This is a genomic window from Agrobacterium radiobacter (genome assembly GCF_040801995.1).
GTDB classification, from domain to species: Bacteria; Pseudomonadota; Alphaproteobacteria; order Rhizobiales; family Rhizobiaceae; genus Agrobacterium; species Agrobacterium radiobacter.
The window spans coordinates 549,573-573,902 of sequence record NZ_JBEGHX010000001.1 but is presented as its reverse complement, the minus strand read 5'-3'; the positions used below and the strand labels follow the sequence as shown (position 1 = coordinate 573,902).

Here is a 24,330-nt window from a genome sequence, read left to right as displayed (position 1 = left end):
CTATCCCGCCGTCACCGCCGTTGTCATCGAAGGGCGATAATCCGCATCGCCCCAATGGTGATTGTTGCCACGGGCCCGAACGGCTGGCGGCGCATAATGGCGGGCAAGCGCCAGCAATGCTGCGCGCAGCAGCAGTTTTGCCGAGCGCGCCGGCCATTGCCTCTCCCGCTCCACCGTCTCCAACCCCTTTTCGAAGCAGCAGACATCGATGGCGACGCCCGACAGTTCGGGTCCCATCGCATCCGCCGCGCGGGAAAACCGCACCCGCGCCGCCATCGCCGCCTCGGTAAGATTGAGCAGGCCCCCCGCCTCCCCCTTGGTGCGGCTGGCTACTTTCGGCTCCCATGTCGCCGTCACCTTCGGATTGAGGTGACCGCGATGAAAATCGGCGGCGAGGCGCTCGCCTGCCGCCAAAGCATCCGCCGGGAAAAACACCGCGCCATCCCGCTCCTTCAGCCTCGAAAGGCTGGTCAGCGGTGAGGTGTTGAGGTTGCGCCGGGCCGGTTGCTTCGCGTCATCGACATCCACAACAACAGTCTGCATATCCCGATGCTGTTCCTGAAAAACCTCGTCGCGGTCTTTTGCCATTGCGCGCTTCAGATAAGAGGCGAGCGGTGGCGCGGCGGAAAGGGTGTTTTCCCGCTGTTCCACCAGTCCGGAAGAAACGGCAAGCTGCACCGTCGCCGCCGGAAACCGCAGCGGGGGATGCCCTGCCCGCGCCCGCAGCGATGCAACGCAGCAAGCGCAGGAGGTGAGGATTTGAAGAGGCAGCCGGGACGCGTTTCACCTCATTCATCCCGGCCCCCTTTCATCACGTTGAAAATACTGCCGGTGAGCCGCTCGAGCGTGGCGATGAACTCATCGAATGCCGGTTCGTCACGCCGGTCCTCCACCACCTGGCAGGCATGGCCCACCGTCGTCCTGTCCCGGCCGAAGCAGGGCCCGATATCAGTCATGGGAATACCGAGCTGCACATGGCACACATACATGGCGATCTGGCGGATATGGCACTCCGTGCGCCTGATGTCGCGGCGCACCAGCGTTCGGTCACCCGTCAATTGCACCATCTCACCGGTGAGCTGCCGTACCAGACGGCAAAGACGGGGAATCTCATCCCGCCCGGCCGCAGACGGCCAACGACGAAAAGGACGATCACCGACCCGCACGCAAGGCCGCGCGGCGGCAGACAGAAACACAGTATCCGACGGCATATGCAACTCCTCTACGAATAGGAATTAATTCGTACATCTGAGAACAGCTATGGGGAAGCGTAAATTTTGCGGAGAAGAATATGCGCTTGATATGGCTATATATTTGCAGAAATGACGAACACAATAAAGGATTTTTTTCCTCAACGGAAATTGCACGCGACAATAAAAAAGCCGGTCTGCGGACCGGCTGAACATTCATGTGAAGGTAGAAAAAGTTTCAAAGCAGCATAGGGAGCGGGCAAGTTCGCCTTGCCGCCTTCTCCCCGGCGAGGAGAAGGTGCGGCAGCGGGTTGAGTGGCGAGGGAAGAAAAGCCCCGCCGACCCGTCGTTACAATCAGCGGCTGGCCTTGCGGCGCTGGCCGAGACCCATTTCCTTGGCGAGCCGCGAACGGGCTTCGGCATAGGCGGGCGCAACCATCGGATAATCGACCGGCAGGTCCCATTTTTCGCGATATTCTTCCGGCGTCATGCTGTGATGCGTCGTGAGATGCCGCTTCAGCGACTTGAACGAGCCGCCGCATTCCAAACAGACGATATGATCGTCCTGAACCGACTTGCGGACAGAGACGGCAGGCTTCTGCTTTTCGACATTGACCGCCACCGATGCCGGTGCCGATGTTCCGCTAAGTGCCGTGTGAACATCCGAAATAAGGCCGGGAAGCTCAGTTACCGGAACGACGTGGTTGCTAACATAGGCAGCCACAATATCCGCAGTCAGTTCGACCAGCAGATCCTGGGCGTTACCGTATGCAGTTTCCGTCATTTAAGTATCTCCTGTTTATTAATCCCCTGAAGCGGGCGAACGCCGCGTCGAGCGATGTGAAGTTACCCGGTGCCCCACCTTCGCCTTGTTGAAACCAACATGAAACCTACCCCTAGATTTCGAGCGAAAACCGGAAACGAATTGGTCCGAGATTCAACTTATGGCCCGCGACATGGGCAGCAATGGTCCGACGGGCCATAGATTAGACATTAATAAAATGCCTATGCCGACTATGAAGAGGCTAGATGCAAATCGCGATTAGCAACTTTACACTTAATTTGGATAACAGCAAAACAGCAAAAGTCAAATTCCTAGTGTCAATTTTTCAGTTCAAAACAGTCTAATTGGAATACAAAAAATTACGGGTAATAAAATACTATGCCTAGTAGTAATTGAAAATGAAGACCCCCATTTATTAGGGGGATTTTCAACTTCAAATTTTCTTGATGTCATCAACTACCGATTTAACGGCAAGCGGATAACCTGCCTTGTGAGCGGCCATGGCAAGAAGATGTGCAGAGACCGGCGCGGTGAGGACAAAAAAGAAAAAGCCGGCCAGCGCCCGCGCCAGCGTCGGGATTTCCATGGAATGAATGCCGACCGCGAGAAGCAGCAGGCCGGAGCCCACCGTTCCCGCCTTGGAGGCCGCATGCATGCGTGTATAGACATCGGGCAGCCTATTCAGCCCGATTGCCGCGATCAGCGAGAAAATGGCGCCTGATATCGTCAGCGCCGCAACGAGAATAGCCACGATCCAAGCCATCATCGCCTGCCCTTTCCTTTTTTGCCGTCGGCACCTGTTTCCATTGTTTTTTCAATGGCTTCAGATGCCCTCTCGCCATCGAGAACCGCCGTCGGCCTGCGCCGGCCGTCCGGGCCGCGCGACAGGACAAAGCGGGCAAAGGCCACCGTTGCCAGAAACCCGACCAGCCCGAGCGCAATGGCGATATCGACGTAAAGATTGAAGCCGGTGCGGATGGCGATAACAGCGATAAAGCCGATGGCGATGCCCACCAGCATGTCGAGCGCGACGATGCGGTCCGGCAAGGTGGGGCCGACGACGACGCGATATACTGTCAGCAAAAAAGCGGCCGACAGAACAACCGATGCAAGTATAGTTGCAAATGAAACTGTCTGTTCTGGCGTCATATCTGAAACGCCTCCATGATCTTTCTTTCGAAGCCATTTCTGATGTCGTTTTTCGTGGCTTCGATATCGCTGCAGTCGATCGCGTGCACGTAAAGCGTTTTCCTGTCCGCGGAAACATCGACGGAGAGCGTGCCGGGGGTGAGCGTGATGAGGTTGGCGAGCAGTGTGATCTCGAAGTCCGTCGTCACCGTCAGCGGATAGGCGAAAATGCCGGGCTGCACGTCGAGCTTGGGCCGCGTCACCAGCACGGCGACCTTCCAGGCCGAGAGCGCCAGCTCCTTGAAGAACAGCAGCACCAGCGACAAGACGCGGGTAAGCCGCAGCCAGTGGTTACGTCCGCCGGGCAGCTGGTGGCGGATGAGGCCGAGCGCCAGTGTCGAAACGATCAGGGCGAAGATGATGTTCGCCAGGGTGACGCTGCCCGTCACGGCGAGCCATACGGCAACGAACAGCAGTTGCACGAGATAGAGGCTCATGGTTTGCCTCCTTCGGAAAAGACCGACTGGATATAGGCCTGCGGGTTACCGAGGCCTGCGGCCGCCTGCTGGCTGAGATTGAGCAGGCTTTCCGGAAACAGGCCGAAGAAGAACACGAGTAAGGTCAGCCCCACCAGCGGCGCGAAAGACGGAGCCGCCGACGGCGACGCGTGCGGGAAGGAAGGCTGACCGGGGGATGCCGCAGCGGGACGCCAGAAACACAAAAGGAAGATCCGCCCGAAAGCGATCGTGGCGATGAAGCCGGAGGCGAGGATGGCGCCGGCGAGCCACCAGGCGCCGATATCGATCGCCGACTTGACCAGCACCGCCTTCGGCCAGAAGCCGGAAAAGGGCGGCAGGCCGGAACCGGCGAAAAACAGGGCGAGCGCCAGCGCCGAAAACCACGGAGCCTGCCGGTAAAGCCCCCTGAGTGAGGTGAGGCTGAAGCTGCCGCCGAGACGGGCGGCATGGCCGGCGGCGAGATAAAGCGCCGTCATCAGCACCATGGAATGCAGCGCGTAGAAAATGGCGCCTGTGACACCGGATGGGGTGCCGATGGCGATGCCGGCCATCATGTAACCGATGCCTGATATGACGATGTAACCGAGCATGCGACGGATATCGTTCTGGGCGAGCGCGCCCATGGCCCCCAGCACCATGGTGAGCGCCGCGGAGATGGCGATGACGATGCTGAGTTCTTCCCGCTCGACCGGGAACAGCATGACCATGACCCGCAGCAGCGAATAGATGCCGACCTTGGTGAGCAATCCGCCGAAAAGCGCGGAAACGACGATGCGCGGTGTGTGATAGGAGGCGGGCAGCCAGAAATTCACCGGGAAGGCCGCGGCCTTCATGGCGAAGGCGAGTGTAAAGAGGCTCGCAAGCGTCATCAGCGGCGCGGTCTCCCGCAGAGCCGTCGCCTTCTGCGCGATATCGGCCATGTTGAGCGTGCCGAAGATGGCGTAGAGATACCCGACCGTGATCAAAAACAGCGTCGTGCCGATGAGGTTCAGAATGGCGTATTTCAGCGCGCCGTCGATCTGCTCGCGCGTCGAACCGAGCACGATCAGGCCGAAGGACGAGATCAGCAGCACTTCGAACCAGACATAGAGATTGAAGATGTCGCCGGTCAGGAACGCGCCGGTGACGCCGGCCATCAACAGCAGCAGGAAAGGATAAAAACCGTATCGCCTGCCGCTGGCGTCGATATCCGCACCGGCGTGGATGGCGCCCGCAAGTGCGACGATGGCGGCCGCAAGCGACAGCAGCGCCCCCGTCAGGTCGGCGGTAAAGGCGATGCCGAAGGGCGGCAGCCAGCGGCCCATCACCATGGTGAACGGGCCTTCAGTGGCGACCTTCCATAAAAGTGCTGCATCGAGCAGGACCAGCAGGAACAGCGCCGCGATGGCAACGGTCGCATGATGGCGGATGGCGTGGCGCATCATCATCAGCACCGCGCCAGCGCCGATGCAGAGCGCGATGGGGAGAATGATCAGCCAGTCGGCAAGAGGCACAGGCGTCGTGACGAGCGCTGCCGAGAGATCAGTGACTGCTGTTGTGGTGGTGGATGCCATGTTGTCTCAGCCTCGCCGCTCAATAACCGAGCGGCGGCAAGGGCTCGCCTGCGGGTTCTGCGGTGCGCATCTCGTCCGTGTCGTCGGTCTGCAGTTCCTGAAACGCACGCCAGGTCAGCACCAGAAGGAAACAGAAGAAGGAAAAGGAAATGACGATTGCCGTGAGAATGAGCGCCTGCGGCAAAGGATTGGCCGCCCCTGCGGGCAGCGTATCCATGCCGGGCGGAATGATCGGCGGCACCTCGCGCGTCAGCCGGCCGGCGGTGAACAGCAGGAGGTTCACCGCATTGCCGAGAATGGCGATGCCGAGCAGCATGCGGATGCTGTGGCGCGACAGCATGAGATAGATCGCCACCGAAAAGAAGATGCCGACGAGAATCGAGAATACCGCTTCCATCAGTCGCTTTCCCTTTCTTCCAGCGCCAGCGCAATGGAGGTGATGGCGCCGACCACCACGAGATAGACACCGATATCGAAGGACATGACGGTGGAGAGCGGCATTTCGACACCGAACAGGCTCGGATAGACCCAGAGCCCGGTCATGAACGGCACGCCGGCGGCCATCGAGACGAGGCCGGAAAGCATGGATAGCAGCAGCCCCGCCCCGGCAATCGACAGGGGATGAAACATGATGGCGCGCCTGACTGCCGTGACGCCATAAGCGATGCCGTAGATCGCCAGCGCCGAGACCGCGATCAATCCGCCGATGAAACCGCCGCCCGGCTCGTTATGGCCGCGCAGCAGCACGAAGATGGAAAACAGCACCATGAGGCTGGTGACGACAGGAGTGACGGTGCGCAGAATGAGCGTGTTCATGCCCGTGCTCCTTTCTTCTTCGCGGTTTTGGCCGGTCCCTTGACCGCGGCGGCCGGACGGATGCGGATCAGCGCGAGAATGGCAAGACCCGTTATCATCACGACAGCGATTTCGCCGAGCGTATCCGTGCCGCGGAAATCAACGATGATGACGTTGACCACATTGGCGCCGTGGGCGATGACCTTGGAATAAGTGTTGTAGAAGTCCGTCAGGCGGTTGTCGAAGCTCGCTTGCGTCGCGCGCATCAGGAACAGGGCAAAGCCGGTTCCGCAGGCAATGGCGATGGTGCTGTCGAGAAGCTTCTGGCCAAGGCCGCGATGGTCTGACGGTGACAGGCGAAGCCGCGTCATCACCAGCGTCAGGATGACCACCGACAGCGTCTCGACCATGAATTGCGTGAACGACAGATCGGGCGCGCCGAATAGCAGGAAGATGACCGCCACCGCAAAGCCCTGAATCCCGAGCGCGATGATCGCAGTCAGCCGGCTCGACGCCGTCAGGACAGCGACAAGGCCCGCCACAGCAATGGCGATGAAGGTCAGCTCATGGACCGGCATGTCACGCGGCCATGACGGCATGGACGGCAATTCGCCATAGAGGAACAGCGGCACCAGCAGCACGGCGGCGATGACGGCGAAGGTGGCGGTGACGTAGAACTCCAGCCGACCGGGCTGGATGAGCCGAGTGATGTGGAACGAGACTTTCACCAGCATTTCGATGAAGACGTCAAAGCCCCTGTCAGGTCCGGCCCCCAGCGCCGTGAAGGTGCGGACCATCAGGCTGCGGACAGCGGAAAGCTGCGTATAGAGGACGATACCGAGCGCGATGGTGAGCAGCGACAGGCCGAGCGGCACGCCCATATGGGGAATGAGCGAGATTTCCACCGGGCGCGCCTCGCCGGCGATGGCGCTCGCCATGGGTGTCGAAATGTAGAAATGCGCAATGCCGGAAAATAGAGCGATCGTCAGCCCCTTCAGAGCCAGCAGCGCCGGGCCGAGCCAGAGCAGCAGCGGACCTTCATGCGCGGGTTTCGGCGTTTTCACCGGCTTGCCGAGGAAGGGTTTCAGCCCCACGGCAAAGGCGACGGCGAACATCAGCCCATTGCCGAGGATGGCGATGCCGGCAAACAGCACGGCACGCGGGTTGCCATGCGCCAGCGCATAATAAATCTCCTCCTTGGCGATAAAACCGAAGAAGGGCGGCAGGCCGGCCATGGAAATCGCAGCCGCCAGCGCTGCCGCAAAGGTGATGGGCATGGCTTTTCGCAAGCCGCCGAGCTTCGTTATGTCGCGGGTGCCGGTCTCATGGTCGATGATGCCGGCGACCATGAAGAGCGCGCCCTTGAACAGCGAATGCGCCACCAGATAAAGCACGGCCGCCTCTATGGCATGGTCAGAGCCAAAGCCCGTCAGCATGACCAGCAGGCCGAGCGACGACACCGTCGTATAGGCAAGCATCAGCTTGAGATCGGTCTGGCGCACGGCGAGAAGTGCGCCGGTGAGCATGGTCAGCCCGCCGAAGAAGGGCAGCAGGATCTGCCAGGCGGCTGTATCGCCAAGTACCGGATTGAGGCGCATCAGCAGATAGACGCCGGCCTTCACCATGGTTGCCGAATGCAGATAGGCGGAGACTGGCGTTGGCGCTTCCATGGCGTTGGGCAGCCAGAAATGGAAGGGAAACTGCGCCGATTTGGTAAAGGCGCCGCCGAGAACCAGAAGCAGCGCGGCCAGATAAAACGGGCTGTCACGCAATACATCGCCGCCGCGCACCAGCATCGACAGTTGCGTGATGCCGCTGATATCCCAGATGAAGATCAGCCCGGCGAGCAGCAGGAGACCGCCGCCGCCCGTCACCACCAGCGCCTGCAGCGCGGCGCGTCGCGAGGCTGCGCGCTCATGGTCGAAACCGATCAGCAGGAAGGAGGTGATGGAGGTGAGTTCCCAGAAGACGAACAGCATCAGCAGGCTGTCGGAAACGACGACGCCCAGCATCGCTCCCATAAACAGAAGCAGGAAGCACAGGAAACGGCCCTGCTGCGGATGGCCTTTCATATAACCGCCCGCATAAAGCACGATCAGCAGCCCGATACCGGTGATGAGCAGCGCAAAGGTGAGCGACAGGCCGTCGATGAACCAGGAGAAGCTGAGATTGAAGCTCGGCACCCAGGCATAACCGCCGGTCACCACGCCGCCTGCCGCGATCTCGGGCAGCATCAGCGCAAAATGCACGAAGGCGAGAGCCGGCGCGATCGCCAGAACCCATGCCGCATTGTGACCGAACCTTTTCACCAGGGCCGGCGCGGCAAGCGCTGCCAGAAACGGCAGAAACAGCGACAGGAATGTCAGCGACGTGACATCTGATGTCATTCACATCTCCCGGGATGTCCCCCATCCCTGCGCGCCACTGAATGGCGTTCTTCTTTCAAATCGGCTTTTCAGTTAAGGCATAGACACCGGCATCTCAACCCAAATCGGTACGCCCGGCCCATAACGAACGCGTTATGACGCCCATCCCCTTTCAATCCGCCTCAGTGATGATTATTTGAGGCGGGAACAGAAAGGATCATTCCATGAGCGATCTGACATCCCCCAAATTGACCAAGACCGATGCCGAGTGGCGTGAGCAGCTGACGCCGGAGCAATATCGCATCCTGCGCGAACACGGCACCGAGCGCGCCTTCACCGGTCCCTATTGGGATACATTCCAGAAAGGCCTCTACCGCTGTGCGGCCTGTGACGAGCCGCTGTTCCTCTCGGATACGAAATTCGATGCCGGCTGCGGCTGGCCGAGCTATTTCGAGCCGGTGAAGCCCGGCGCGGTGACGGAACATCGCGACGCGAGCCACGGCATGGTGCGCACGGAAATCCGCTGCGCCAATTGTGGCGGCCACCTCGGCCACGTCTTCCCGGACGGCCCGCCGCCCACCGGTCTGCGTTATTGCATCAATGGCCATTCGATGGTGTTCGAGCCGGTCTGATAAAGCTCAGGGTGAAAGGCCGGCTGCCCTTGCCGGCCTTTCACCCTGAAAAGGCTGTCTCGACAGCCGGACCGGAGAGTGAGATCATCGCCGTCTCACTCCTTCCGGAACACCATCATGACGCTAGAAACCATCCTCATTTTCATTCCCGCCTGTTTTGCCCTGAACATGGCGTTCGGGCCGAACAATCTGCTGTCGATGACAGTGGGTGCGCGCTACGGCATGGCGACGGCGGTGATGGCGGCAAGCGGCAGGCTGGTCGCTTTCGCGGGCATGATCGCAATCGCAGCACTGGGCCTCGGCGCACTTTTGATGGCCTCCGAGATGATGTTCTCGCTGATCAAATGGATCGGTGTTGTCTATCTGCTGTGGATCGGCTTCAAGCTCATCCGCTCAAAGGCTGAGGTTACCGCCCCTGATGTATCCACGGGAAACGGCAATGTTTTCAAAACCTATCTGCGGCAGGAGTTTTTCGTCGCCTCCGGCAACCCCAAGGCTATTTTGATTTTCACGGCCTTTTTTCCGCAATTCATCCAGCAGGACGCCTATTGGCAGAGTTTCGCCACGCTTGGCGTGATTTTCCTGCTGCTGGAGGTGGTGGCGATTGCCGTTTATGCCTTTGTCGGTTCCCGCCTGTCCGGTCTCATGCGCAATGCGCGCGCCCTGAAGCGCGTCAACCGGATCAGCGGTTCCATGATGATGGCCTTCGGCGTCATGCTCGCCTTCGCCCGGCGTCCGGCCTGAAGGGAAACCGCCTAGCCTGCTAGCCTAATTTCAGCTCCATGCAGGTCAGGTCCAGCCAGCGGCCGAACTTGATGCCGACTTCCGAAAACCGGCCGACGACCCTGAAACCAAGGCTTTCATGCAGGCGGATGGAGGCGATGTTTTCCGCCTCGATGGCGGCGATCAGCACATGCACGTCGTTGCCCGCGGCATGATCGATCAACGCCTGCATCAGCTTTTTGCCGATGCCGTGGCCGCGCGCATCCTTTTGCACATAGACCGAATGTTCGCGGGTATGGCGATAACCGTCGAAAGCGCGCCAGTCACCGTAGGAAGCGTAGCCTGCGACCTTGCCGTCGAGGATGGCGACGATGACGGGAAAGCCGCGTGACTTGCGGGCGGCGAACCATTCCTTGCGGTTTTCCAGATCGACCAGCACGTCATTCCAGATCGCCGTCGTATTCAGCACCGCGTCGTTATAAATCTCCATGATGCCGGAGAGATCGTCCACGGTCGCATCGCGCAGTTCCACCGTCATTTTATCTTTCGCCCTCGTCGTTCCCGAAAGCGTCACTGCCTGACGCGATCCCCACGACCCTTAAGCGATGAGGTGGCGCAATGTCCAGCGCCTCGCTCGCCTGTCGAAAACGTGGGCTTCAGGATGCCAGCGGAACGAGGCTGAACGAGGTGACCACGGCGAAATAGTGAACCGCGGCGGCGGAAACCACGAAACCGTGCCAGATGGCATTCTGGAACCGCAACTTTTCCCAGACATGGAAAATCACGCCGAGCGAATAGATGACGCCGCCGGCAACGATGAGCCAGAGCGTGACCGGCGAAAGATGTGTCGACAGGGGCTCGACCACCATGATGCCGCTCCAGCCCATGGCGAGATAAAGGCCGATGGCGACCCGGTCGTAACGGCCGGGAAACAGGCATTTGAGCAGGATGCCGCAGAGTGCCGCAAGCCAGATCAACCCCAGCATGACGGCAATCAGCGGATCGTCGATACCGCGCATCAGAAAGGGCGTATAGGTGGCGGCGATGAGGATGAAGATCGCCGAATGATCCAGCCGGCGCAGGAACCATTTCACCCTGGAGTGCGGCCAGATATTATAGGTGAAGGAGACGGAAAGACAGGCGACAAGGCCGAGACCGTAAATCCACGCGGCGGCGATCGCGCTGAGGCTGCCCCACGCCATCGCGTAAAAAATCAGCGCCGTCGCGCCGATAAGCGCAAACACGATGCCGACCCCATGGACGATGCCATCGGCGACAATCTCGTGAAAATCATACTGGCGCCCGAACCGCCACATTTCGCTCATGGTCCATTCCCGTCTGCGTGCTTTCATCAAAGCATGGCGACAATATTAGACAGGAACAAGACAGCGGCCGGTTAACGGCAATCAAATTGCGTTCGAGACTGTTGCGAAAAGAGAGGTCCGCCGTTTTCCTATTCCTGTGCTTTCACAGGAATCCAGCCGACGCGCGTCTGCGCGGCGAAAGGACTCTTCTCAGCCCAAGGACTTGGTCTGGCTGGATCCCTGTGACAAGCACAGGGATGAGGGTGAGAAAGGGCGGACGCAACATGTCACCACGAAAATATTTCACAAAGCTGCGGCGCATTCCTGGCAAAACGGCGTATAGGGCACCGCCTTCAGCCGATCCTCCGAAATCTTCTTGCCGCATTTGACGCAGGTGCCGAAGGTGCCGCTCGCGATGCGGTCGAGTGCGGCGTCGATGGCGCGCAGCTCGTCCTGTCCCACCTGCCCCAGCTCGTCCAGCACCTCGTCATTGCTGCGTTCGCTGGCGCGATCCTCGTCATCGGGATTGCGAGGCTCTTCGAAATCGGCCTCGATCTTGTGCAGGCGGCGATAAAGCTCGCGCTGGCGGTCACGCAGGATTTTCTCGTAAGTTTCGACATTCATGGTCTTTTCCTCCAGCCGGTGCGGGCGGAAAACCCGCCCGCAACCCAAAAACGTCAAGCCTTTATCGATCCACCAGCACCGAGCATTTGGCGTGGCGCACGACGCGGTCGGCGGTGGCGCCGATGAAATAATTGCTGAAATCAGGCGTGTGCGACGCGATGATGATGAGGTCAGCCTTATGTTCCTCGGCGGCGGCGATGATCTCGCGCGCGGGTGCGCCGCTTCTGATTTCCTGGCTGCCCTTGAAACCGGCCCTGGTCTTGAGGTCCGAAAGCTTGGTCTTGGCGTCCTTGATGGCGTTTTCGATCAGGTCGACAGGCAGATCGATCGCCATATAGCCCGGCAGTTCCTCGACAACGTTGATGAGAACGATCTCGCCGTCCGGATCCAGCAGCGCCTTGGCCTTTTCGAGAATCTTTTCCCCCTTGTCGGTGGCGCTGAGGTCTACCGGTACGATGATCTTCTTGTACATGGCTGTCTCCTTTGGCTTGATCCGCCGTTTGGCGTGTCGGGCTAGACTTATATTTCCCCGCCCGCGCAGCCTTCACCTTGATCGAAGTCAAAGCCGGAGCCGGGCCCGAACGGGGCATTGTCAACGAATAGTGGACAGTCAATCGCCAGACGGTGATCTTTGCTGAACGACGAAACCAGCCCATATTCGCCTTCGACAAACGCCGCAAAGCGGCGTCGGCCGATAGTTTCGGCGACCGATCCGCCCCGGGGCGCTTCGGATTCAATATGGAGATCATGATGAGTGAAATCAAACAATTCGCCCTGACGCGGCCGGCCTATGTCGGCCAGGCGCATCTCGTCGTTCACGATCTGCCGCGCGTTTCGGATTTCTACCAGAAGATCATCGGTCTTTCCGTTCTTGAAAAGAACCCGAGCGGCGAAGTGCTTGGTATCGGCGGCCAGCCGCTTCTGACACTTTCCACCTCCAGCACGGCGGAACGCGCGCCGCGCAATGCGGCAGGCCTGTTCCACACGGCCTTCCTGATGCCGAGCCGGAACGACCTGGCCCATTGGCTGGCGCATGCCGCCCATAACAATATCCAGTTTCAGGGCGCATCCGACCATCTGGTGAGCGAGGCGATCTATCTCGCCGACCCGGAAGGCAACGGCATCGAGGTCTATCGCGACCGTTCGCCGGATGAATGGACCTACCAGCCTGATGGCACCGTTGAGATGGCCACGCTCGGCCTCAACCTGCAGGCGCTTTATGACAGCGCGCCGAAGACCGCATTCACCGGTGCTGCTGATGGCACCGCCATCGGCCATATCCATCTGCAGGTCGGCAATATTCCGCAGGCGGATGAGTTTTATCAGGGTGTGCTGGGGCTGAAGATCATGGCGCGGTATCCGGGTGCGAGTTTCTTCGGCTCCGGGGCCTATCACCACCATGTGGCCGCCAATATCTGGAACAGCCGCGGCGCTGCGGCCCGCAAGGACAATATGACCGGCCTTTCCGGCTATTCGCTGAAATTCAACGAACAGGCCGCGCTCGACACGGCTGTTGCCGCACTCGACCGGCTGGAAATCGCCACCGAAAGGCAAAGCGACGGCATCGTCCTCAGAGATCCCTGGGGAATTGGGCTAAAGCTTTCCGCCTAAAGCAAAAAGGGGCGGCAGAAATTTCTGCCGCCCCGGAACCGCCACATTTTTCGAACGTTTGTCACCTTATTGGGGGACCGTTCGATGAATGAAAATGCCAGGCCGGAGAAGACCGGCAGCTTGGTCAGCACCGGCGCAAACGCCGGCGCCACCGCCGGAAGCATTCCGGCAACAAGAGCGGACCCGCTGGAAGTACCGGCTTCCGCCCCACGCCGTGACGATGCGCGCAGCCAGCAGCCGCTTGGCCGCGAAGCGCTGGATGTGGTCGTCGCCTGGTCGGTGATCGGCATCTTCCTCATCATGCTGATGGCGGTCATCCACGAATTGTCGCTCATCCTCATTCCGGTGGTGATGGCCATCGTGGTCGGCATGATCCTCGGCATCGCCGCTGAAAAACTCGGCTCCTACGGCATTCCCGGTTTCGGCGTTGCGCTTATCCTGTCGAGCCTCGTGGCGGCGGTGATGTTTTTCGTCATCAATTCGCTGACCGAGCCGCTCTCGCTCCTCGCTTCCGAAGGCCCGGCGCTGATTGAACGCAGCATCGATCGTTTCCTGCCCTATCTGCAAAGCCTGCGATGGCTGAATATTTCGGCGGCCAGTTTCAGCATGGGGTCAATGTCGATGGAATCGCTGATTTCGCGCAGCGGCGAGATCATCTCCGTGCTCGGCTCCAACATCACCCCCGCGGTCATTCAGGGCCTGATCTTCCTCGCTGCGCTGCTGATGTTTCTCTATAGCCGGCTGCGGCTGCGCAAGGCGATCATCATGGCCTTTCCGGCCCGCCACCAGCGGCTTCGCACCATCCGCATCATCGGCTCGGTGGAAGAGGTGCTCGGCACCTATTTCGCCACGGCGGCGCTGATCTATGCCGGGCTTGGGGTGACGATGGTGGTCATCGCCTATTTTGGCGGGCTGGCCATGCCGCTGCTCTGGGGGCTGTTTGCCTTCCTCTCCAGCTTCGTGCCGTTTCTCGGCATCACCGCCATGACGATTTCGCTGACGGTGGCAGGCATCATCACCCATGACAACATCGTCCTGGCGCTTCTGCCGGCGGCGATCTTCTTCACCATTCACCTGCTGATGGAAAACCTCGCCTTTCCGGCGGTCGTCGGCCGCAACATGGAGATCAACCCCTTCCTCGTCTTCGTGATGATCATCTTCTGGACGTGGATGTGGGGGGCGGCCGGCGCCATGCTCGCCCTGCCGCTGTCGCTGATCGCGATGACGGTGACGCGGGAGCTATTCCCCTCGCGCCGGGTTGTGCCGAACCTGCCTGCCTAGCCTTTTCCGAAAGGCGATCAGGGCCGCTCAGGAAGCGAGCGGCAGACCTTCGCGGGTTGCCATGCGGCGCTCGTGCTCGATCAGCCATTTCTTGCGCCACAGCCCGCCGCCGTAACCGGTCAGGCTGCCATCCGCGCCCAGCACACGGTGGCACGGCACGACGATGGCGATCTGGTTCGCGCCATTGGCGCGGGCGACCGCACGCACGGCGGACGACCTGTCCATCGCGGTTGCGAGCGAGGAATAGCTGACGATCTCACCCGCCGGGATTTCCCGCAGGCTGCGCCAGACGTCGCGCTCGAAGGGTGTGCCGTGGCCGGCAAGCCGGGTTTCGAAGGCGGCCGAATGCCCGGCGAAATAGGCCTTGAGTTCCGCTTCGATCTGGCCGGTCACAGCCGTCCGGCCAAGCACCATATCCGCGCCGGTGCGCGTCTTCAGCCGTTTCAACTCGGCCGGAAGGGTCGGCCGGTCGGCGAATTCGAGGAGATGCAGGGCATGATCGTCGGCGGCGACGAGCATCGGGCCGATCGGCGTATCGATCCAGTCGCCCTTCAGGAACCCCTTGCCCTTCATGGCCGTGGGTGAAGCGCCGAAGAACTGGTTGATGGCGGCGCGGAAACCGCTGCCGGAATCGTAACCGGCATCGATCTGCGCACCGATCACCGCTTCGCCGGAAGCAATGCTCTCCGCCGCATCGCCCAGCCGGCGCAATCTCGCGATTTCCAGGAAGCTCATGCCGAAACGGCGCTTGAAAGTGCGGCGCACGGTGGAAGGATCATGGCCGAGCGCCACCACATCCTCCTCGCGCCAGCGCCGCGCCGGTTCGTTTTCCAGCGCCGTCAGCAGCGAGGTGACGGTCTCATCGGCGGTGCCGTAGGACAACATCGGCTTGCAGCGTTTGCAGGGGCGGAAACCCGCCTCCAGGCATTCGGCGATGGTCTCGCGGAACCGGCAGTTCTCGATCTTCGGTTTGCGCGCCGTGCAGGTGAAACGGCAGAAGATCTTCGTCGAGGTCACGCAGACGTAGGCCACGCCCTCATAGGCGGGGTCCTTGTTCACAAGGGCTGAATACAGGGTTTCGGTGTCGGGGCGTTTGAACAGCATCATGGGGAGGATGCTAACGCAAATTTAAGCGGCATGCCGCCGAAAAACGGGCGTGGATGTGGCTCATTTCCCTCATTCCTGCGCTCGTCACAGGAATCCAGTCGGCGCGCGTCTGCGCGGCGAGGAAAATCCTTTCAGTCCAAGGACTTGGGCTGGCTGGCTTGCTGTGATGAGCACAGGAATGAGGAAGGAGCTTCCCCTTCAATTCCCCGGCGGCGCAAAGGACGGGTCGTCCAGCCTTGTGAAAATCACGCCCCGCGCCTTCAGCGCCAGCAGGCCTTTCACCACGCCCTCGCCCGCTTCATGGGTGGGCTGGTTGATGTGGGAGATGATGACATCGCCGTCCCTGGCGGAAGCGATGTGTTTCGCCGTCGCCGCCGCACCCAGCAGCGAGCCGCCATCGCCATTCACGGAATAACCCGCCACCCGCATGCCGAGCCGGTTGATGGTAGCCATGGACGAGCCTGTGTATTTCGCCGTCGCCCCCCGGAACCATTGCGGCTGGATGCCGGTAGCGGCGACGATCGCCTGACGGCCACCCTCCACTTCCTGCTCGACCGCGGCTTGCGAACCGGCGGCGGCAATGCCGTAGATGGAAACGGGCTTCTCCACCGCCGGCACATGGTTTTCACCGTGATTTTCGATCTCGAACAGATCCGGATGCGCCATGAGGACTGCAAGCGCCTCGCTGTTATGTTTCAGCCAGCGGGCGGTGACGAAGATCGTCGCGGGAATGCGCTCGCGCACCAGCGTATCGAGGATGCGGTGATCGGTCTTGCCCATGCAGGCATCCAGCGTCATCGCCACCCGCACCCTGCCGTCATGCTGCGGCGTCATTTTCAGCGACGGCTCGACAAGGCCGGTTCCCGCAAAAGCGGCTGAAGAGGCGGAGAGAAACAGGGCGGCAATGAAGAGGCGACGCAGCATTTTATGTTCCGGAGTGTGAAGAGGTGGCAATCCGCCTGCAAAGCGCCCGAATTATGGCGCGGTTTCCAGCACGGACAGGGCTTCCAGCGCCTCTTCCACCCGCTGGCGTTCCGCGCTGGTGAGCGGCAGGATCGGCCGCGGCGGTTCACTCACCGTCAGCGACAGGATATTGGCGGCGGCGTAAACAACGCGGATGCTGCCGAATTCCCTGAACAGCGCCCAGAGCGGCTGGAAGGCCGCATCGATCCGTTTCACCTCTTCCGCATTGCCGGCCTGAGCCGCCCGCATCAGCCGCAGGGCCGGAACCGGCAGCAGGCCGGCAACGACGCTGTACCATGTGTCGCCGCCGGCAAGTGTGGCGTCCGCACAGCCCCAGTCGCCGCTGTAACCGATGGCGAAATCCTCCGACAGCTTGGGGCGCAGCCGCGCAAGTTCGCCGGCATAATCGGAATCCGCCGGCAGCGGCATCTTGATGGCGCGGATATTCGGGATATAGGCGAGCCGCACCAGAAGCTCGTCGCTGAAGGTGAACCGGGTGGTCGTCGGGTTGTTGTAGATGGCGAGCGGCAGGGCCGTCGCGCCAGCCACGGCGGCGAAATGGTGATAGGCCTCTTCCTGCGTCAGCGGCGTGTAGGACACGGGTGCCAGCAGCAGCGCATCGGCGCCGGCGGCTTCCGCATCCGTGGCAAGCGCAACGGCCTCATCGGTGCGCAAAGCGCCGACACCCGCCATCAATATGCGCCTGCCCTTAAGGATGGCGGCGGCGGCCTCGATGGCGCGACGTCTCTGTTCCCGCGTGAGATACATGTAGATGCCGGTGCTGCCGAGAATGCCGATGGAATCGACCGCCGCCGTATCCAGCCGCTCGATCAGGGCCGAGAAGGCTTCAACATCGACCCGCCCCGCCTCGTCGGCCGGCGTAATCGGAAAAGCCGAAAGTCCCTTGAATCGTCTCGTCATGTCTATGCCCCTCACTTCGATCGGAAGTCAGGGTTACAGAGCCGACCGCGCGGCCGCAACAAAAGCGGCGGCTAAACGCTGGCCTGAAATCGAAAAATTCCGTGCTCAGTCATAAAGATACAACTTCTTCCACTGCTCTTCGGGAATCTTGTCCCCCACACGGTAGTCGAAGGACTGGATGCTGAGGCTGTCGCTCTTCAGCTGGCACTTGTATTTGAGCTTGTACCATTCGCCCGCGCTTCTGAAGACCGCACCCGGCGCCTTGATGGAGTTCTTGCCCACTTCCGGGTCGCCGAACGTATAGGCGATGACCTTGTCCGGCCGCATGCCCTTCTGTTCCGTCGCTATCCTTTCCATCGCCTCTATATCGCAGCGCTGCTCCAGGCGTTCTTCGGGGGCCAGCGCATTCAGTTGCCGCATGACGCTGGCATCGATCGCGAAAGCGGGGGTGAAGGCCTGCAGGCTGAGGAAAAAGGCAGAGAGGGCAGCGGGAAGAAGCTTTCGCATGGGGTCCTGTCAGTTTTTTCGTTTGTTCTTGTCGATCGCGGCAGGCCGGACGGCCGACGCGCATCATCGCCGATTTGCCGGATATTGCCAAAATGTGATCGAAAGCTGACGAAATTGTGCCCGAGCCGCATTCCGCCTGTGGAGATTTGAAACTTGATCGGCCGCAAGCCGCACTCTACATCTTGGTGCCGCCCAGGAATTTTTACAGGAAAGCGAGTTTCCCTTGCCGATTTTCAAGAACCTGCCCATTGCCCCGACCGCCGAAAAACGGCCCGTCCAGGATACGCATCACGGCATTACCCGCACCGACGATTACGCATGGTTCCGGGCCGATAACTGGCAGGCCATGTTCAAGGACCCCACCCTGCTCGACCCGGCCATCCGCGCCCATCTGGAGGCGGAAAACGCCTATATGGAAGCGGCCATGGGCGACACCAAGGCGCTTCAGGAAAAGCTGTTCGAGGAAATGAAGGGCCGCATCAAGCAGGATGATTCCTCCGTTCCCGTTAATGACGGGCCTTATGCCTATGGCACGCTGTTCGTGACCGGCGGCGAGCAGCCGCATTATTTCCGAACCCCGCGTGATGGCGGCGAAAAACATGTTCTGCTTGATGGTGACAAGGAAGCGGAAGGCAAGGATTATTTCCGTCTCGCCGGTCTCGACCAGTCCTCCGATCACAGTCACGGCATCTGGGGTTATGACGACAAGGGTTCGGAATATTTCACCCTGCGCATCCGCAATCTCGAAAGCGGCGAGGACCTTGCCGACGTCGTGGAGAACACCGGCGGCGGCGGCGCATGGGCGCCCGATGGCAAGAGCTTTTTCTATACGCTGCAGGACGAAAACCACCGTCCTTCGAAGGTTTTCCACCATATCATCGGCGAGCCGCAATCGGCCGACCGGCTGGTTTATGAGGAAAAGGATCCCGGCTTCTTCATGGGCGTCGGCGCGTCGGTGCTCGATGATTTCATCTTCATCGACATTCACGACCATGAGACCAGCGAATACCGCATTCTCTCCACCAAGGACCTGATGGCTGAGCCTGCTATCGTGGCGGAGCGCGAAGAGGGCATCGAATATTCGATGTGCGAAGGCGGCGACGTCTTCTTCATCCTCACCAATGACGGCGACGCCAAGGATTTCCGCATCGTGGAAGCGCCGGTCACCGCGCCCGGCAAGGAAAACTGGAAAGAGGTCGTGCCGCATGAGCCGGGCCGCTTGATCCTCTCCGTCGACGCCTATGCCCGCCACCTGATCTGGCTGGAACGCCGCGACGGCCTGCCCCGCATCGTCATCCGCGACCGCCGCACCGGCGAGGAACATTCCATCGCCTTTGCCGAAGAGGCCTATTCGCTCGGCCTGCATGGCGCGGCGGAATATGACACCGACGTCATCCGTTTCTCCTATTCCTCGATGACGACGCCGAGCCAGCTGTTCGATTACGACATGGTGACGCGTGAGCGCACGCTTCTGAAGACGCAGGAAGTACCATCAGGCCACAATCCGGATGACTACATCACCCGCCGCATCATGGCGCCTGCGCATGATGGCGAACTGGTGCCGGTCTCCCTGCTCTATCGCAAGGATGTGGCGCTCAACGGTTCCGCCCCCTGCCTGCTTTATGGCTACGGCGCTTACGGCATCACCATTCCCGCCTCCTTCTCCACCACCACGCTGTCCTTGGCCGACCGTGGTTTCATCTATGCCATCGCTCACATCCGCGGCGGCAAGGACAAGGGTTTCGAATGGTACGAAACCGGCAAGATGGAAGCCAAACAGAACACCTTCAAGGATTTCATCGCCGCGGCTGACCATCTGGTTCAGGAAGGTTTCACCTCCTATGAGGGCATCATCGCGGAAGGCGGTTCGGCCGGCGGCATGCTCATGGGGGCTGTCGCCAATATGGCGCCGGAGAAATTCGCCGGCATCATCGCCGCCGTACCCTTCGTGGACGTGCTGACGACAATGCTCGATGACACGCTGCCCCTGACCCCGCCGGAATGGCCGGAATGGGGCAATCCGCTGGAATCGGCGGAGGAATACGGCTGGATCGCCGCCTACAGCCCCTATGACAATGTCGGCGCCAAGGCCTATCCGCCGATCCTCGCGCTTTCCGGCCTTACCGATCCGCGCGTGACCTATTGGGAGCCGACCAAATGGGTGGCGAAGCTGCGCGAAAGGACAACGGGAGAAGCGCCCATCCTGCTGAAGACCAACATGGCGGCCGGCCATGGCGGCAAATCGGGCCGTTTCCAGCGGCTTGAAGAAATTGCCTTCGAATACGCCTTCGCGCTGAAGGTGGCCGGCAAGGACGCCGTGTGACGGCCTGACATTAAAACGGGCGGCGATTCCGTCGCCGCCCGACCCATGAGAGATAAAAATACCCACAAAAATCATCTTTTCGAACATTTATTCCAGAAAATATCGATTGTATCTTTTCTTTAAATTTCACTTGTCACATCATTGGATTTTTATTTCTAGTTATTGCAACTAATAATATATCCAACTTAAATCAGAATAACTCTCATGTATTATTTTAAATAAAGAAATGTTCCAAAAATCGAATGCATGGCTGCAATGCGTCATTTCGCGTTGCAATATCACTTTTTGGCCGTATTATGCCGGTCGTTGACATATTCATGCGCCTTTTCGCCGCTTTTCCTGCGGCAATGCCGCAGCGTGTTCTGCGGATATTCTTCTCGCCGTAATTTTTCGGCTTTTCCACGCGCCATGTCAGTTCGCCCTTGGCAATCCGGGCTTTGCAGTGCTCCCGCTTTGCCAACTGAAAACACTGCATCAGACTTGGAGGTCTCCTATGAAGAAACTCCTGGCCTCGACCATTCTCGTAACGGGCTTTACCATCGCTGCCGGTGCAGCACATTCCGCCAATGCCGCCGATAGCTGCGGCAGCATCACCATCGCCGAAATGAACTGGGCATCCGCGGGTGTCGCGGCTTACGTCGACAAGTTCATTATGGAAAACGGCTATGACTGCACGGTCAATGTCGTCACCGGCGACACCATGCCGACCTTCGCTTCCATGAACGAAAAGGGCCAGCCGGACATGGCCCCCGAATTATGGGTGAACGCCGTGCGCGAACCGCTTAGCGCCGCCGTCAAAGACGGCCGCATGATCGAAGCGTCGAAAATCCTGAGCGAAGGCGGCATCGAAGGCTGGTGGATCCCGAAATTCATCGCCGACGCACACCCCGACATCAAGACCGTCGAAGACGCGCTGAAACATCCCGAACTCTTCCCCGCCCCGGAAGACGCCAGCAAGGGCGCCGTGCATAATTGCCCGTCCGGCTGGAACTGCCAGGTAACGACCGCCAATCTCTACAAGGCGCGCGAGGGTGACAAAAAGGGCTTCACGCTGGTCGACACCGGCTCTGCCGCCGGTCTTGATGGCTCCATCGCCAATGCGTTTGAAAAGAAGCAGGGCTGGCTCGGCTATTACTGGTCGCCCACCGCCATTCTCGGCAAATACGAGATGGTGAAGCTGGACGACGGCGTCGAACTCGACCGCGCCCATTTCGACGAATGCACGGCGAAGGTCGATTGCGCCGATCCCAAGGTCAACGCCTATCCGGTGGCGGATGTCTTTACGGTCATCACCAAGGACTTCGAAGGCAAGGCCGGGGTGACGATGGATTACATCAAGGCCCGCAGCTGGGACAACAAGATGGTCGCCGAGATCCTTGCCTGGATGGATGAAAACCAGGGCACCAACGAGGACGGCGCGGAGTATTTCCTCGAAAACCATGAGGACATCTGGACGAAATGGGTTCCGGCCGAGGTGGCGGAGAAGATCAAGGCTTCGATGTGATTGGTTGATGGGGGGAAGCTTCGGTTTTTATCCGTGGCTTTACCCCCCTCTGTCCTGCCGGACATCTCCCCCTCAAGGGGGGAGATCAGCTGGGCGCACCCTTCTCCCAAATCCGCAACGTGTGTGATGGGCGAGACCTTGCCGCAGGTCGATCTCCCCCCTTGAGGGGGAGATGTCCGGCAGGACAGAGGGGGGTACCCCAGCCTCCGTTGCCCGCCGCCCCCCCCCCCAACCCAAAGGGAAAACAACAATAATGGCCCTCTGCAACTACCTGCCGGACCTGCTCTGCAAGTTCCCGGCTATCGACAACAGTACGATGCGTGTGGCACGCAAGACCATCGATGACGGTTTTCGCGACATCGTGCGCAATTACGGCGATGCGATCGACGTGGTCGTGCATCCGCTGCAGCTGTTCCTCAATGCCTCGGAGCGGCTGTTCATCCAAACGCCGTGGATCATCACGATGCTGGTCATTCTGGCCATCGTGCATCTGGCCGGGCGCAGCCTGAAGATCACCGGCGGCACCGCCATTTCCCTGCTCATGATCGGCGCCGTCGGCCTCTGGCGCGACGCCATGACGACGCTCTCCATCGTCGCCATCGCCACGCTGATCGCCATCGTCATCGGCCTGCCGCTCGGCATCCTGATGGGACGTTCGGAACGCCTGCAACGCCTCATCAATCCCGTGCTCGACGTGATGCAGACCCTGCCGAGCTTCGTATATCTCATCCCCGTGGTGGTGATTTTCGGCATCGGCAAGGTTCCGGGCCTGATCGCAGTGGTGATCTACGCCATTCCGCCCGTCATCCGCCTCACCAGCCTCGGCATTCGGCTCGTTGACCGGGAAGTGCTTGAGGCGGCCGACGCCTTCGGCTCCTCCAATGGCCAGAAGCTTTTCAACGTGCAGCTGCCGCTGGCGCTGCCGACCATCATGACCGGCATCAACCAGACCATCATGATGGCGCTCGCCATGGTCGTCGTCGCCTCCATGGTCGGTGTCGGTGGGCTCGGCAAGAACGTGCTGCAGGCCATCAACAACCAGTTCTTCACGGTGGGCTTCCTGAACGGTTTCGCTCTGGTCGCCATCGCCATCATGTTCGACCGGGCGAGCCAGGCTTTCGGCAAGCGCCTGCAGAAATACCGCGAGGTCTCCCATGGCTAAAAGCATCGAAATCAGGAATCTTTACAAGATCTTCGGCAGGCATCCCGCGAAATACCTCCAAGCTGTGCGATCAGGCATGGACAAGGTCGAACTGAACGACAGACACAACCACGTCCTCGGCCTCAACAACATCAACATCACCATGCCGGGCGGCAAGATCACCGTCGTCATGGGGCTTTCCGGCTCCGGCAAGTCGACGCTGATCCGCCACATCAACCGGCTGATCGACCCGACCGCGGGTGAAGTTCTCTATGACGGCGAGGATATCTGCGGCATGAGCACCTCGGCGCTGCGGCAATTCCGCCGCCACAAAACGGCGATGGTATTCCAGAAATTCGGCCTTCTGCCGCATCGCACCGTGCTGGAAAACAGCGTTTACGGCCTCGATATTCAGGGCGTGCCGCGCAAGGAGAGCGAGGAGAAAGGCCGTTATTGGCTGAATCGTGTCGGCCTGGAGGGGTATGAGGATTATTATCCGAACCAGCTTTCCGGCGGCATGCAGCAGCGTGTGGGCCTTGCCCGCGCGCTTGCCAATGACGCCGATATTCTGCTGATGGACGAGGCCTATTCGGCGCTCGATCCGCTGATCCGTGTCGATATGCAGACCATGCTGCTCGATCTTCAGCAGGAGCTGCAAAAGACCGTGGTGTTCATCACCCACGATCTGGACGAAGCTTTGCGGCTCGGCGACCATATCGCCATTCTCAAAGACGGCGAAGTCGTGCAGCAGGGCGACGGCCAGAGCATCATCCTCTCACCGGCGGATGGTTACGTCACCGACTTCGTGCGCGACGTCAATCGCGGCCGTGTGCTGCAGGCAACCACTGTCATGGAACCGCTCGAAAGCCGCCCCGAAGGCATGGCCGTGCCGGAAAACGCGACGCTGGAAACAATCGCCCGCGACATGTCGGAAGCCAACGAAACGACCGCCCATGTGGTGGACGAGGACGGCAAGCCCGTCGGCAGCATCGGTCTCGACACGCTGGTGGCCGCGATGGTGACGCCCGCGCCGCAGGAGGCGGAGGTTAAGGTGGAAGCGGCGGAGGAGCCGGAGAAGCCTGAGGAAACGGTTGTTCCGGTGGAGAAAGAAACGGCTTGATCCGGCATTCCGGGAGCTGACTAGCCTTGCCGCACACTCCACGTCATCCTCGCCCTTGAGGCGAGGATCCATTTTGCGCCAGTAAGTCCCCGGTTATGGATCCTCGCCTCAAGGGCGAGGATGACGTGGAGTGTGCGGCAAGGCGTATTTCAGTGCCAGCCTTGAGCCCAGGTGTCAGCGTCCAAGTGCCAGCGCCCACATGCTCTCCCTCGCCGCCGTGCGAAATCAGGGTACC

General features: G+C 60.3%; 26 protein-coding genes and 1 pseudogene. 8 read left to right on the top strand and 19 right to left on the bottom strand.

The features are described 5' to 3' along the window. The 10 genes and pseudogenes from MRBLRC7O_RS02855 to MRBLRC7O_RS02810 all read right to left on the bottom strand — a co-directional run bounded on the left by MRBLRC7O_RS02855 (position 1) and on the right by MRBLRC7O_RS02810 (position 8,355). Positions 1–796: pseudogene (locus MRBLRC7O_RS02855) on the bottom strand (DUF6456 domain-containing protein). Then, entirely contained in the window at positions 789–1,211 is a 423-nt protein-coding gene (locus MRBLRC7O_RS02850) for a helix-turn-helix domain-containing protein (RefSeq protein WP_080866005.1), read from the bottom strand. The pseudogene MRBLRC7O_RS02855 and the gene MRBLRC7O_RS02850 overlap by 8 nt, the downstream one beginning before the upstream one ends. A gap of 334 nt (positions 1,212–1,545) precedes the next feature. After that, positions 1,546–1,974, bottom strand: a complete 429-nt coding sequence (gene ros / locus MRBLRC7O_RS02845; protein ID WP_003509257.1) for a MucR family transcriptional regulator Ros — start codon at positions 1,972–1,974, stop codon at positions 1,546–1,548. Positions 1,975–2,407: 433 nt separating this feature from the next. Continuing rightward, the gene (mnhG, locus tag MRBLRC7O_RS02840) at positions 2,408–2,740 is read right to left on the bottom strand and encodes a monovalent cation/H(+) antiporter subunit G (protein ID WP_020812975.1); all 333 of its coding nucleotides are present in this window, start codon (positions 2,738–2,740) and stop codon (positions 2,408–2,410) included. After that, positions 2,737–3,123 carry a cation:proton antiporter gene (locus tag MRBLRC7O_RS02835; RefSeq protein ID WP_003509260.1) on the bottom strand — a complete coding sequence of 129 codons (387 nt, stop codon included), beginning with the start codon at positions 3,121–3,123 and terminating at the stop codon, positions 2,737–2,739. The genes mnhG and MRBLRC7O_RS02835 overlap by 4 nt, the downstream gene beginning before the upstream one ends. Further along, a complete protein-coding gene (locus MRBLRC7O_RS02830) occupies positions 3,120–3,599 on the bottom strand; it encodes a Na+/H+ antiporter subunit E (protein WP_020812977.1) in 480 nt (159 codons plus the stop codon). The genes MRBLRC7O_RS02835 and MRBLRC7O_RS02830 overlap by 4 nt, the downstream gene beginning before the upstream one ends. Further along, positions 3,596–5,173, bottom strand: a complete 1,578-nt coding sequence (locus MRBLRC7O_RS02825) for a Na+/H+ antiporter subunit D (protein ID WP_080866004.1) — start codon at positions 5,171–5,173, stop codon at positions 3,596–3,598. The genes MRBLRC7O_RS02830 and MRBLRC7O_RS02825 overlap by 4 nt, the downstream gene beginning before the upstream one ends. Positions 5,174–5,192: 19 nt before the next feature. Next, complete coding sequence (locus MRBLRC7O_RS02820) at positions 5,193–5,570, bottom strand: Na+/H+ antiporter subunit C (protein ID WP_003509263.1); 378 nt, start codon at positions 5,568–5,570, stop codon at positions 5,193–5,195. Beyond that, the gene (locus MRBLRC7O_RS02815) at positions 5,570–5,989 is read right to left on the bottom strand and encodes a Na(+)/H(+) antiporter subunit B (RefSeq protein WP_003509264.1); all 420 of its coding nucleotides are present in this window, start codon (positions 5,987–5,989) and stop codon (positions 5,570–5,572) included. Before MRBLRC7O_RS02815 ends, MRBLRC7O_RS02820 begins: the two co-directional genes overlap by 1 nt. Continuing rightward, positions 5,986–8,355, bottom strand: coding sequence for a putative monovalent cation/H+ antiporter subunit A (locus tag MRBLRC7O_RS02810; RefSeq protein ID WP_080866003.1), 2,370 nt, complete (start codon positions 8,353–8,355; stop codon positions 5,986–5,988). The genes MRBLRC7O_RS02815 and MRBLRC7O_RS02810 overlap by 4 nt, the downstream gene beginning before the upstream one ends. Positions 8,356–8,558: 203 nt before the next feature. On the opposite strand from MRBLRC7O_RS02810, the gene msrB reads away from it, so the two are divergent. Next, complete coding sequence (gene msrB / locus MRBLRC7O_RS02805; RefSeq protein WP_003509266.1) at positions 8,559–8,966, top strand: peptide-methionine (R)-S-oxide reductase MsrB; 408 nt, start codon at positions 8,559–8,561, stop codon at positions 8,964–8,966. A gap of 117 nt (positions 8,967–9,083) precedes the next feature. Then, the gene (locus tag MRBLRC7O_RS02800) at positions 9,084–9,710 is read left to right on the top strand and encodes a LysE family translocator (protein ID WP_080866002.1); all 627 of its coding nucleotides are present in this window, start codon (positions 9,084–9,086) and stop codon (positions 9,708–9,710) included. A gap of 19 nt (positions 9,711–9,729) precedes the next feature. Here MRBLRC7O_RS02800 and MRBLRC7O_RS02795 read toward each other — a convergent pair whose 3' ends face one another. From MRBLRC7O_RS02795 to MRBLRC7O_RS02780, 4 genes are all read right to left on the bottom strand, one after another. Then, positions 9,730–10,227 (bottom strand): GNAT family N-acetyltransferase, encoded by a 498-nt coding sequence (locus MRBLRC7O_RS02795; RefSeq protein ID WP_003509274.1) that lies wholly within the window; start codon positions 10,225–10,227, stop codon positions 9,730–9,732. Positions 10,228–10,345: 118 nt separating this feature from the next. Beyond that, positions 10,346–11,014, bottom strand: coding sequence for a PAQR family membrane homeostasis protein TrhA (gene trhA / locus MRBLRC7O_RS02790; RefSeq protein WP_003509275.1), 669 nt, complete (start codon positions 11,012–11,014; stop codon positions 10,346–10,348). A 282-nt stretch (positions 11,015–11,296) separates the two neighbouring features. Continuing rightward, positions 11,297–11,617, bottom strand: coding sequence for a TraR/DksA family transcriptional regulator (locus MRBLRC7O_RS02785; RefSeq protein WP_003509276.1), 321 nt, complete (start codon positions 11,615–11,617; stop codon positions 11,297–11,299). A gap of 61 nt (positions 11,618–11,678) precedes the next feature. Further along, positions 11,679–12,089, bottom strand: a complete 411-nt coding sequence (locus tag MRBLRC7O_RS02780) for a universal stress protein (RefSeq protein ID WP_003509277.1) — start codon at positions 12,087–12,089, stop codon at positions 11,679–11,681. A gap of 278 nt (positions 12,090–12,367) precedes the next feature. Here MRBLRC7O_RS02780 and MRBLRC7O_RS02775 point away from each other — a divergent pair, with 278 nt between their 5' ends. Beyond that, positions 12,368–13,228, top strand: coding sequence for a VOC family protein (locus tag MRBLRC7O_RS02775; RefSeq protein WP_080866000.1), 861 nt, complete (start codon positions 12,368–12,370; stop codon positions 13,226–13,228). An 84-nt stretch (positions 13,229–13,312) separates the two neighbouring features. Further along, entirely contained in the window at positions 13,313–14,509 is a 1,197-nt protein-coding gene (locus MRBLRC7O_RS02770) for an AI-2E family transporter (RefSeq protein WP_080865999.1), read from the top strand. A gap of 27 nt (positions 14,510–14,536) precedes the next feature. Here the strand turns inward: MRBLRC7O_RS02770 and MRBLRC7O_RS02765 are convergent, their stop codons facing one another. The 4 genes from MRBLRC7O_RS02765 to MRBLRC7O_RS02750 form a co-directional block, all read right to left on the bottom strand. Continuing rightward, positions 14,537–15,616: a bifunctional transcriptional activator/DNA repair enzyme AdaA gene (locus MRBLRC7O_RS02765; protein WP_080865998.1), complete on the bottom strand. Its 1,080-nt coding sequence runs from the start codon at positions 15,614–15,616 to the stop codon at positions 14,537–14,539. Positions 15,617–15,814: 198 nt separating this feature from the next. Further along, on the bottom strand, positions 15,815–16,540 hold the full coding sequence (locus tag MRBLRC7O_RS02760; protein ID WP_080865997.1) for a polysaccharide deacetylase family protein: 726 nt from the start codon (positions 16,538–16,540) through the stop codon (positions 15,815–15,817). A 51-nt stretch (positions 16,541–16,591) separates the two neighbouring features. Next, a complete protein-coding gene (locus MRBLRC7O_RS02755; protein WP_020812986.1) occupies positions 16,592–17,500 on the bottom strand; it encodes a dihydrodipicolinate synthase family protein in 909 nt (302 codons plus the stop codon). Between the two features lie 105 nt (positions 17,501–17,605). Next, entirely contained in the window at positions 17,606–18,007 is a 402-nt protein-coding gene (locus tag MRBLRC7O_RS02750; protein ID WP_003509289.1) for a DUF930 domain-containing protein, read from the bottom strand. A gap of 223 nt (positions 18,008–18,230) precedes the next feature. On the opposite strand from MRBLRC7O_RS02750, the gene MRBLRC7O_RS02745 reads away from it, so the two are divergent. Then, positions 18,231–20,330: a S9 family peptidase gene (locus tag MRBLRC7O_RS02745; RefSeq protein WP_111820528.1), complete on the top strand. Its 2,100-nt coding sequence runs from the start codon at positions 18,231–18,233 to the stop codon at positions 20,328–20,330. Positions 20,331–20,544: 214 nt separating this feature from the next. On the opposite strand, the gene MRBLRC7O_RS02740 is transcribed toward MRBLRC7O_RS02745, so the two are convergent. Next, a complete protein-coding gene (locus MRBLRC7O_RS02740) occupies positions 20,545–20,805 on the bottom strand; it encodes a hypothetical protein (RefSeq protein WP_162706271.1) in 261 nt (86 codons plus the stop codon). A gap of 18 nt (positions 20,806–20,823) precedes the next feature. Between MRBLRC7O_RS02740 and MRBLRC7O_RS02735 the strand changes: the two genes are divergently transcribed. The 3 genes from MRBLRC7O_RS02735 (at position 20,824) to MRBLRC7O_RS02725 (ending at position 24,095) form a co-directional block, all read left to right on the top strand. Beyond that, positions 20,824–21,834, top strand: coding sequence for an ABC transporter substrate-binding protein (locus tag MRBLRC7O_RS02735; RefSeq protein WP_080865995.1), 1,011 nt, complete (start codon positions 20,824–20,826; stop codon positions 21,832–21,834). Positions 21,835–22,087: 253 nt separating this feature from the next. Next, positions 22,088–22,996, top strand: a complete 909-nt coding sequence (locus MRBLRC7O_RS02730; protein ID WP_080865994.1) for an ABC transporter permease — start codon at positions 22,088–22,090, stop codon at positions 22,994–22,996. Next, entirely contained in the window at positions 22,989–24,095 is a 1,107-nt protein-coding gene (locus MRBLRC7O_RS02725) for a quaternary amine ABC transporter ATP-binding protein (protein WP_080865993.1), read from the top strand. The genes MRBLRC7O_RS02730 and MRBLRC7O_RS02725 overlap by 8 nt, the downstream gene beginning before the upstream one ends. Positions 24,096–24,330 lie beyond the last annotated feature (235 nt).

Excerpts from the sequence above, each read along its gene's own strand:
- MRBLRC7O_RS02780 (WP_003509277.1), bottom strand. The coding sequence starts at position 12,089 with ATGTACAAGAAGATCATCGTACCGGTAGACCTCAGCGCCACCGACAAG.
- MRBLRC7O_RS02810 (WP_080866003.1), bottom strand. The coding sequence starts at position 8,355 with ATGACATCAGATGTCACGTCGCTGACATTCCTGTCGCTGTTTCTGCCG.
- MRBLRC7O_RS02815 (WP_003509264.1), bottom strand. The coding sequence starts at position 5,989 with ATGAACACGCTCATTCTGCGCACCGTCACTCCTGTCGTCACCAGCCTC.
- MRBLRC7O_RS02755 (WP_020812986.1), bottom strand. The coding sequence starts at position 17,500 with ATGACGAGACGATTCAAGGGACTTTCGGCTTTTCCGATTACGCCGGCC.
- MRBLRC7O_RS02800 (WP_080866002.1), top strand. The coding sequence starts at position 9,084 with ATGACGCTAGAAACCATCCTCATTTTCATTCCCGCCTGTTTTGCCCTG.
- trhA (WP_003509275.1), bottom strand. The coding sequence starts at position 11,014 with ATGAGCGAAATGTGGCGGTTCGGGCGCCAGTATGATTTTCACGAGATT.
- ros (WP_003509257.1), bottom strand. The coding sequence starts at position 1,974 with ATGACGGAAACTGCATACGGTAACGCCCAGGATCTGCTGGTCGAACTG.
- msrB (WP_003509266.1), top strand. The coding sequence starts at position 8,559 with ATGAGCGATCTGACATCCCCCAAATTGACCAAGACCGATGCCGAGTGG.
- MRBLRC7O_RS02770 (WP_080865999.1), top strand. The coding sequence starts at position 13,313 with ATGAATGAAAATGCCAGGCCGGAGAAGACCGGCAGCTTGGTCAGCACC.
- MRBLRC7O_RS02830 (WP_020812977.1), bottom strand. The coding sequence starts at position 3,599 with ATGAGCCTCTATCTCGTGCAACTGCTGTTCGTTGCCGTATGGCTCGCC.
- MRBLRC7O_RS02760 (WP_080865997.1), bottom strand. The coding sequence starts at position 16,540 with ATGCTGCGTCGCCTCTTCATTGCCGCCCTGTTTCTCTCCGCCTCTTCA.
- mnhG (WP_020812975.1), bottom strand. The coding sequence starts at position 2,740 with ATGATGGCTTGGATCGTGGCTATTCTCGTTGCGGCGCTGACGATATCA.
- MRBLRC7O_RS02835 (WP_003509260.1), bottom strand. The coding sequence starts at position 3,123 with ATGACGCCAGAACAGACAGTTTCATTTGCAACTATACTTGCATCGGTT.
- MRBLRC7O_RS02765 (WP_080865998.1), bottom strand. The coding sequence starts at position 15,616 with ATGATGCTGTTCAAACGCCCCGACACCGAAACCCTGTATTCAGCCCTT.
- MRBLRC7O_RS02735 (WP_080865995.1), top strand. The coding sequence starts at position 20,824 with ATGAAGAAACTCCTGGCCTCGACCATTCTCGTAACGGGCTTTACCATC.
- MRBLRC7O_RS02850 (WP_080866005.1), bottom strand. The coding sequence starts at position 1,211 with ATGCCGTCGGATACTGTGTTTCTGTCTGCCGCCGCGCGGCCTTGCGTG.
- MRBLRC7O_RS02740 (WP_162706271.1), bottom strand. The coding sequence starts at position 20,805 with ATGCAGTGTTTTCAGTTGGCAAAGCGGGAGCACTGCAAAGCCCGGATT.
- MRBLRC7O_RS02725 (WP_080865993.1), top strand. The coding sequence starts at position 22,989 with ATGGCTAAAAGCATCGAAATCAGGAATCTTTACAAGATCTTCGGCAGG.
- MRBLRC7O_RS02795 (WP_003509274.1), bottom strand. The coding sequence starts at position 10,227 with ATGACGGTGGAACTGCGCGATGCGACCGTGGACGATCTCTCCGGCATC.
- MRBLRC7O_RS02730 (WP_080865994.1), top strand. The coding sequence starts at position 22,088 with ATGGCCCTCTGCAACTACCTGCCGGACCTGCTCTGCAAGTTCCCGGCT.
- MRBLRC7O_RS02825 (WP_080866004.1), bottom strand. The coding sequence starts at position 5,173 with ATGGCATCCACCACCACAACAGCAGTCACTGATCTCTCGGCAGCGCTC.
- MRBLRC7O_RS02785 (WP_003509276.1), bottom strand. The coding sequence starts at position 11,617 with ATGAATGTCGAAACTTACGAGAAAATCCTGCGTGACCGCCAGCGCGAG.
- MRBLRC7O_RS02820 (WP_003509263.1), bottom strand. The coding sequence starts at position 5,570 with ATGGAAGCGGTATTCTCGATTCTCGTCGGCATCTTCTTTTCGGTGGCG.
- MRBLRC7O_RS02750 (WP_003509289.1), bottom strand. The coding sequence starts at position 18,007 with ATGCGAAAGCTTCTTCCCGCTGCCCTCTCTGCCTTTTTCCTCAGCCTG.
- MRBLRC7O_RS02775 (WP_080866000.1), top strand. The coding sequence starts at position 12,368 with ATGAGTGAAATCAAACAATTCGCCCTGACGCGGCCGGCCTATGTCGGC.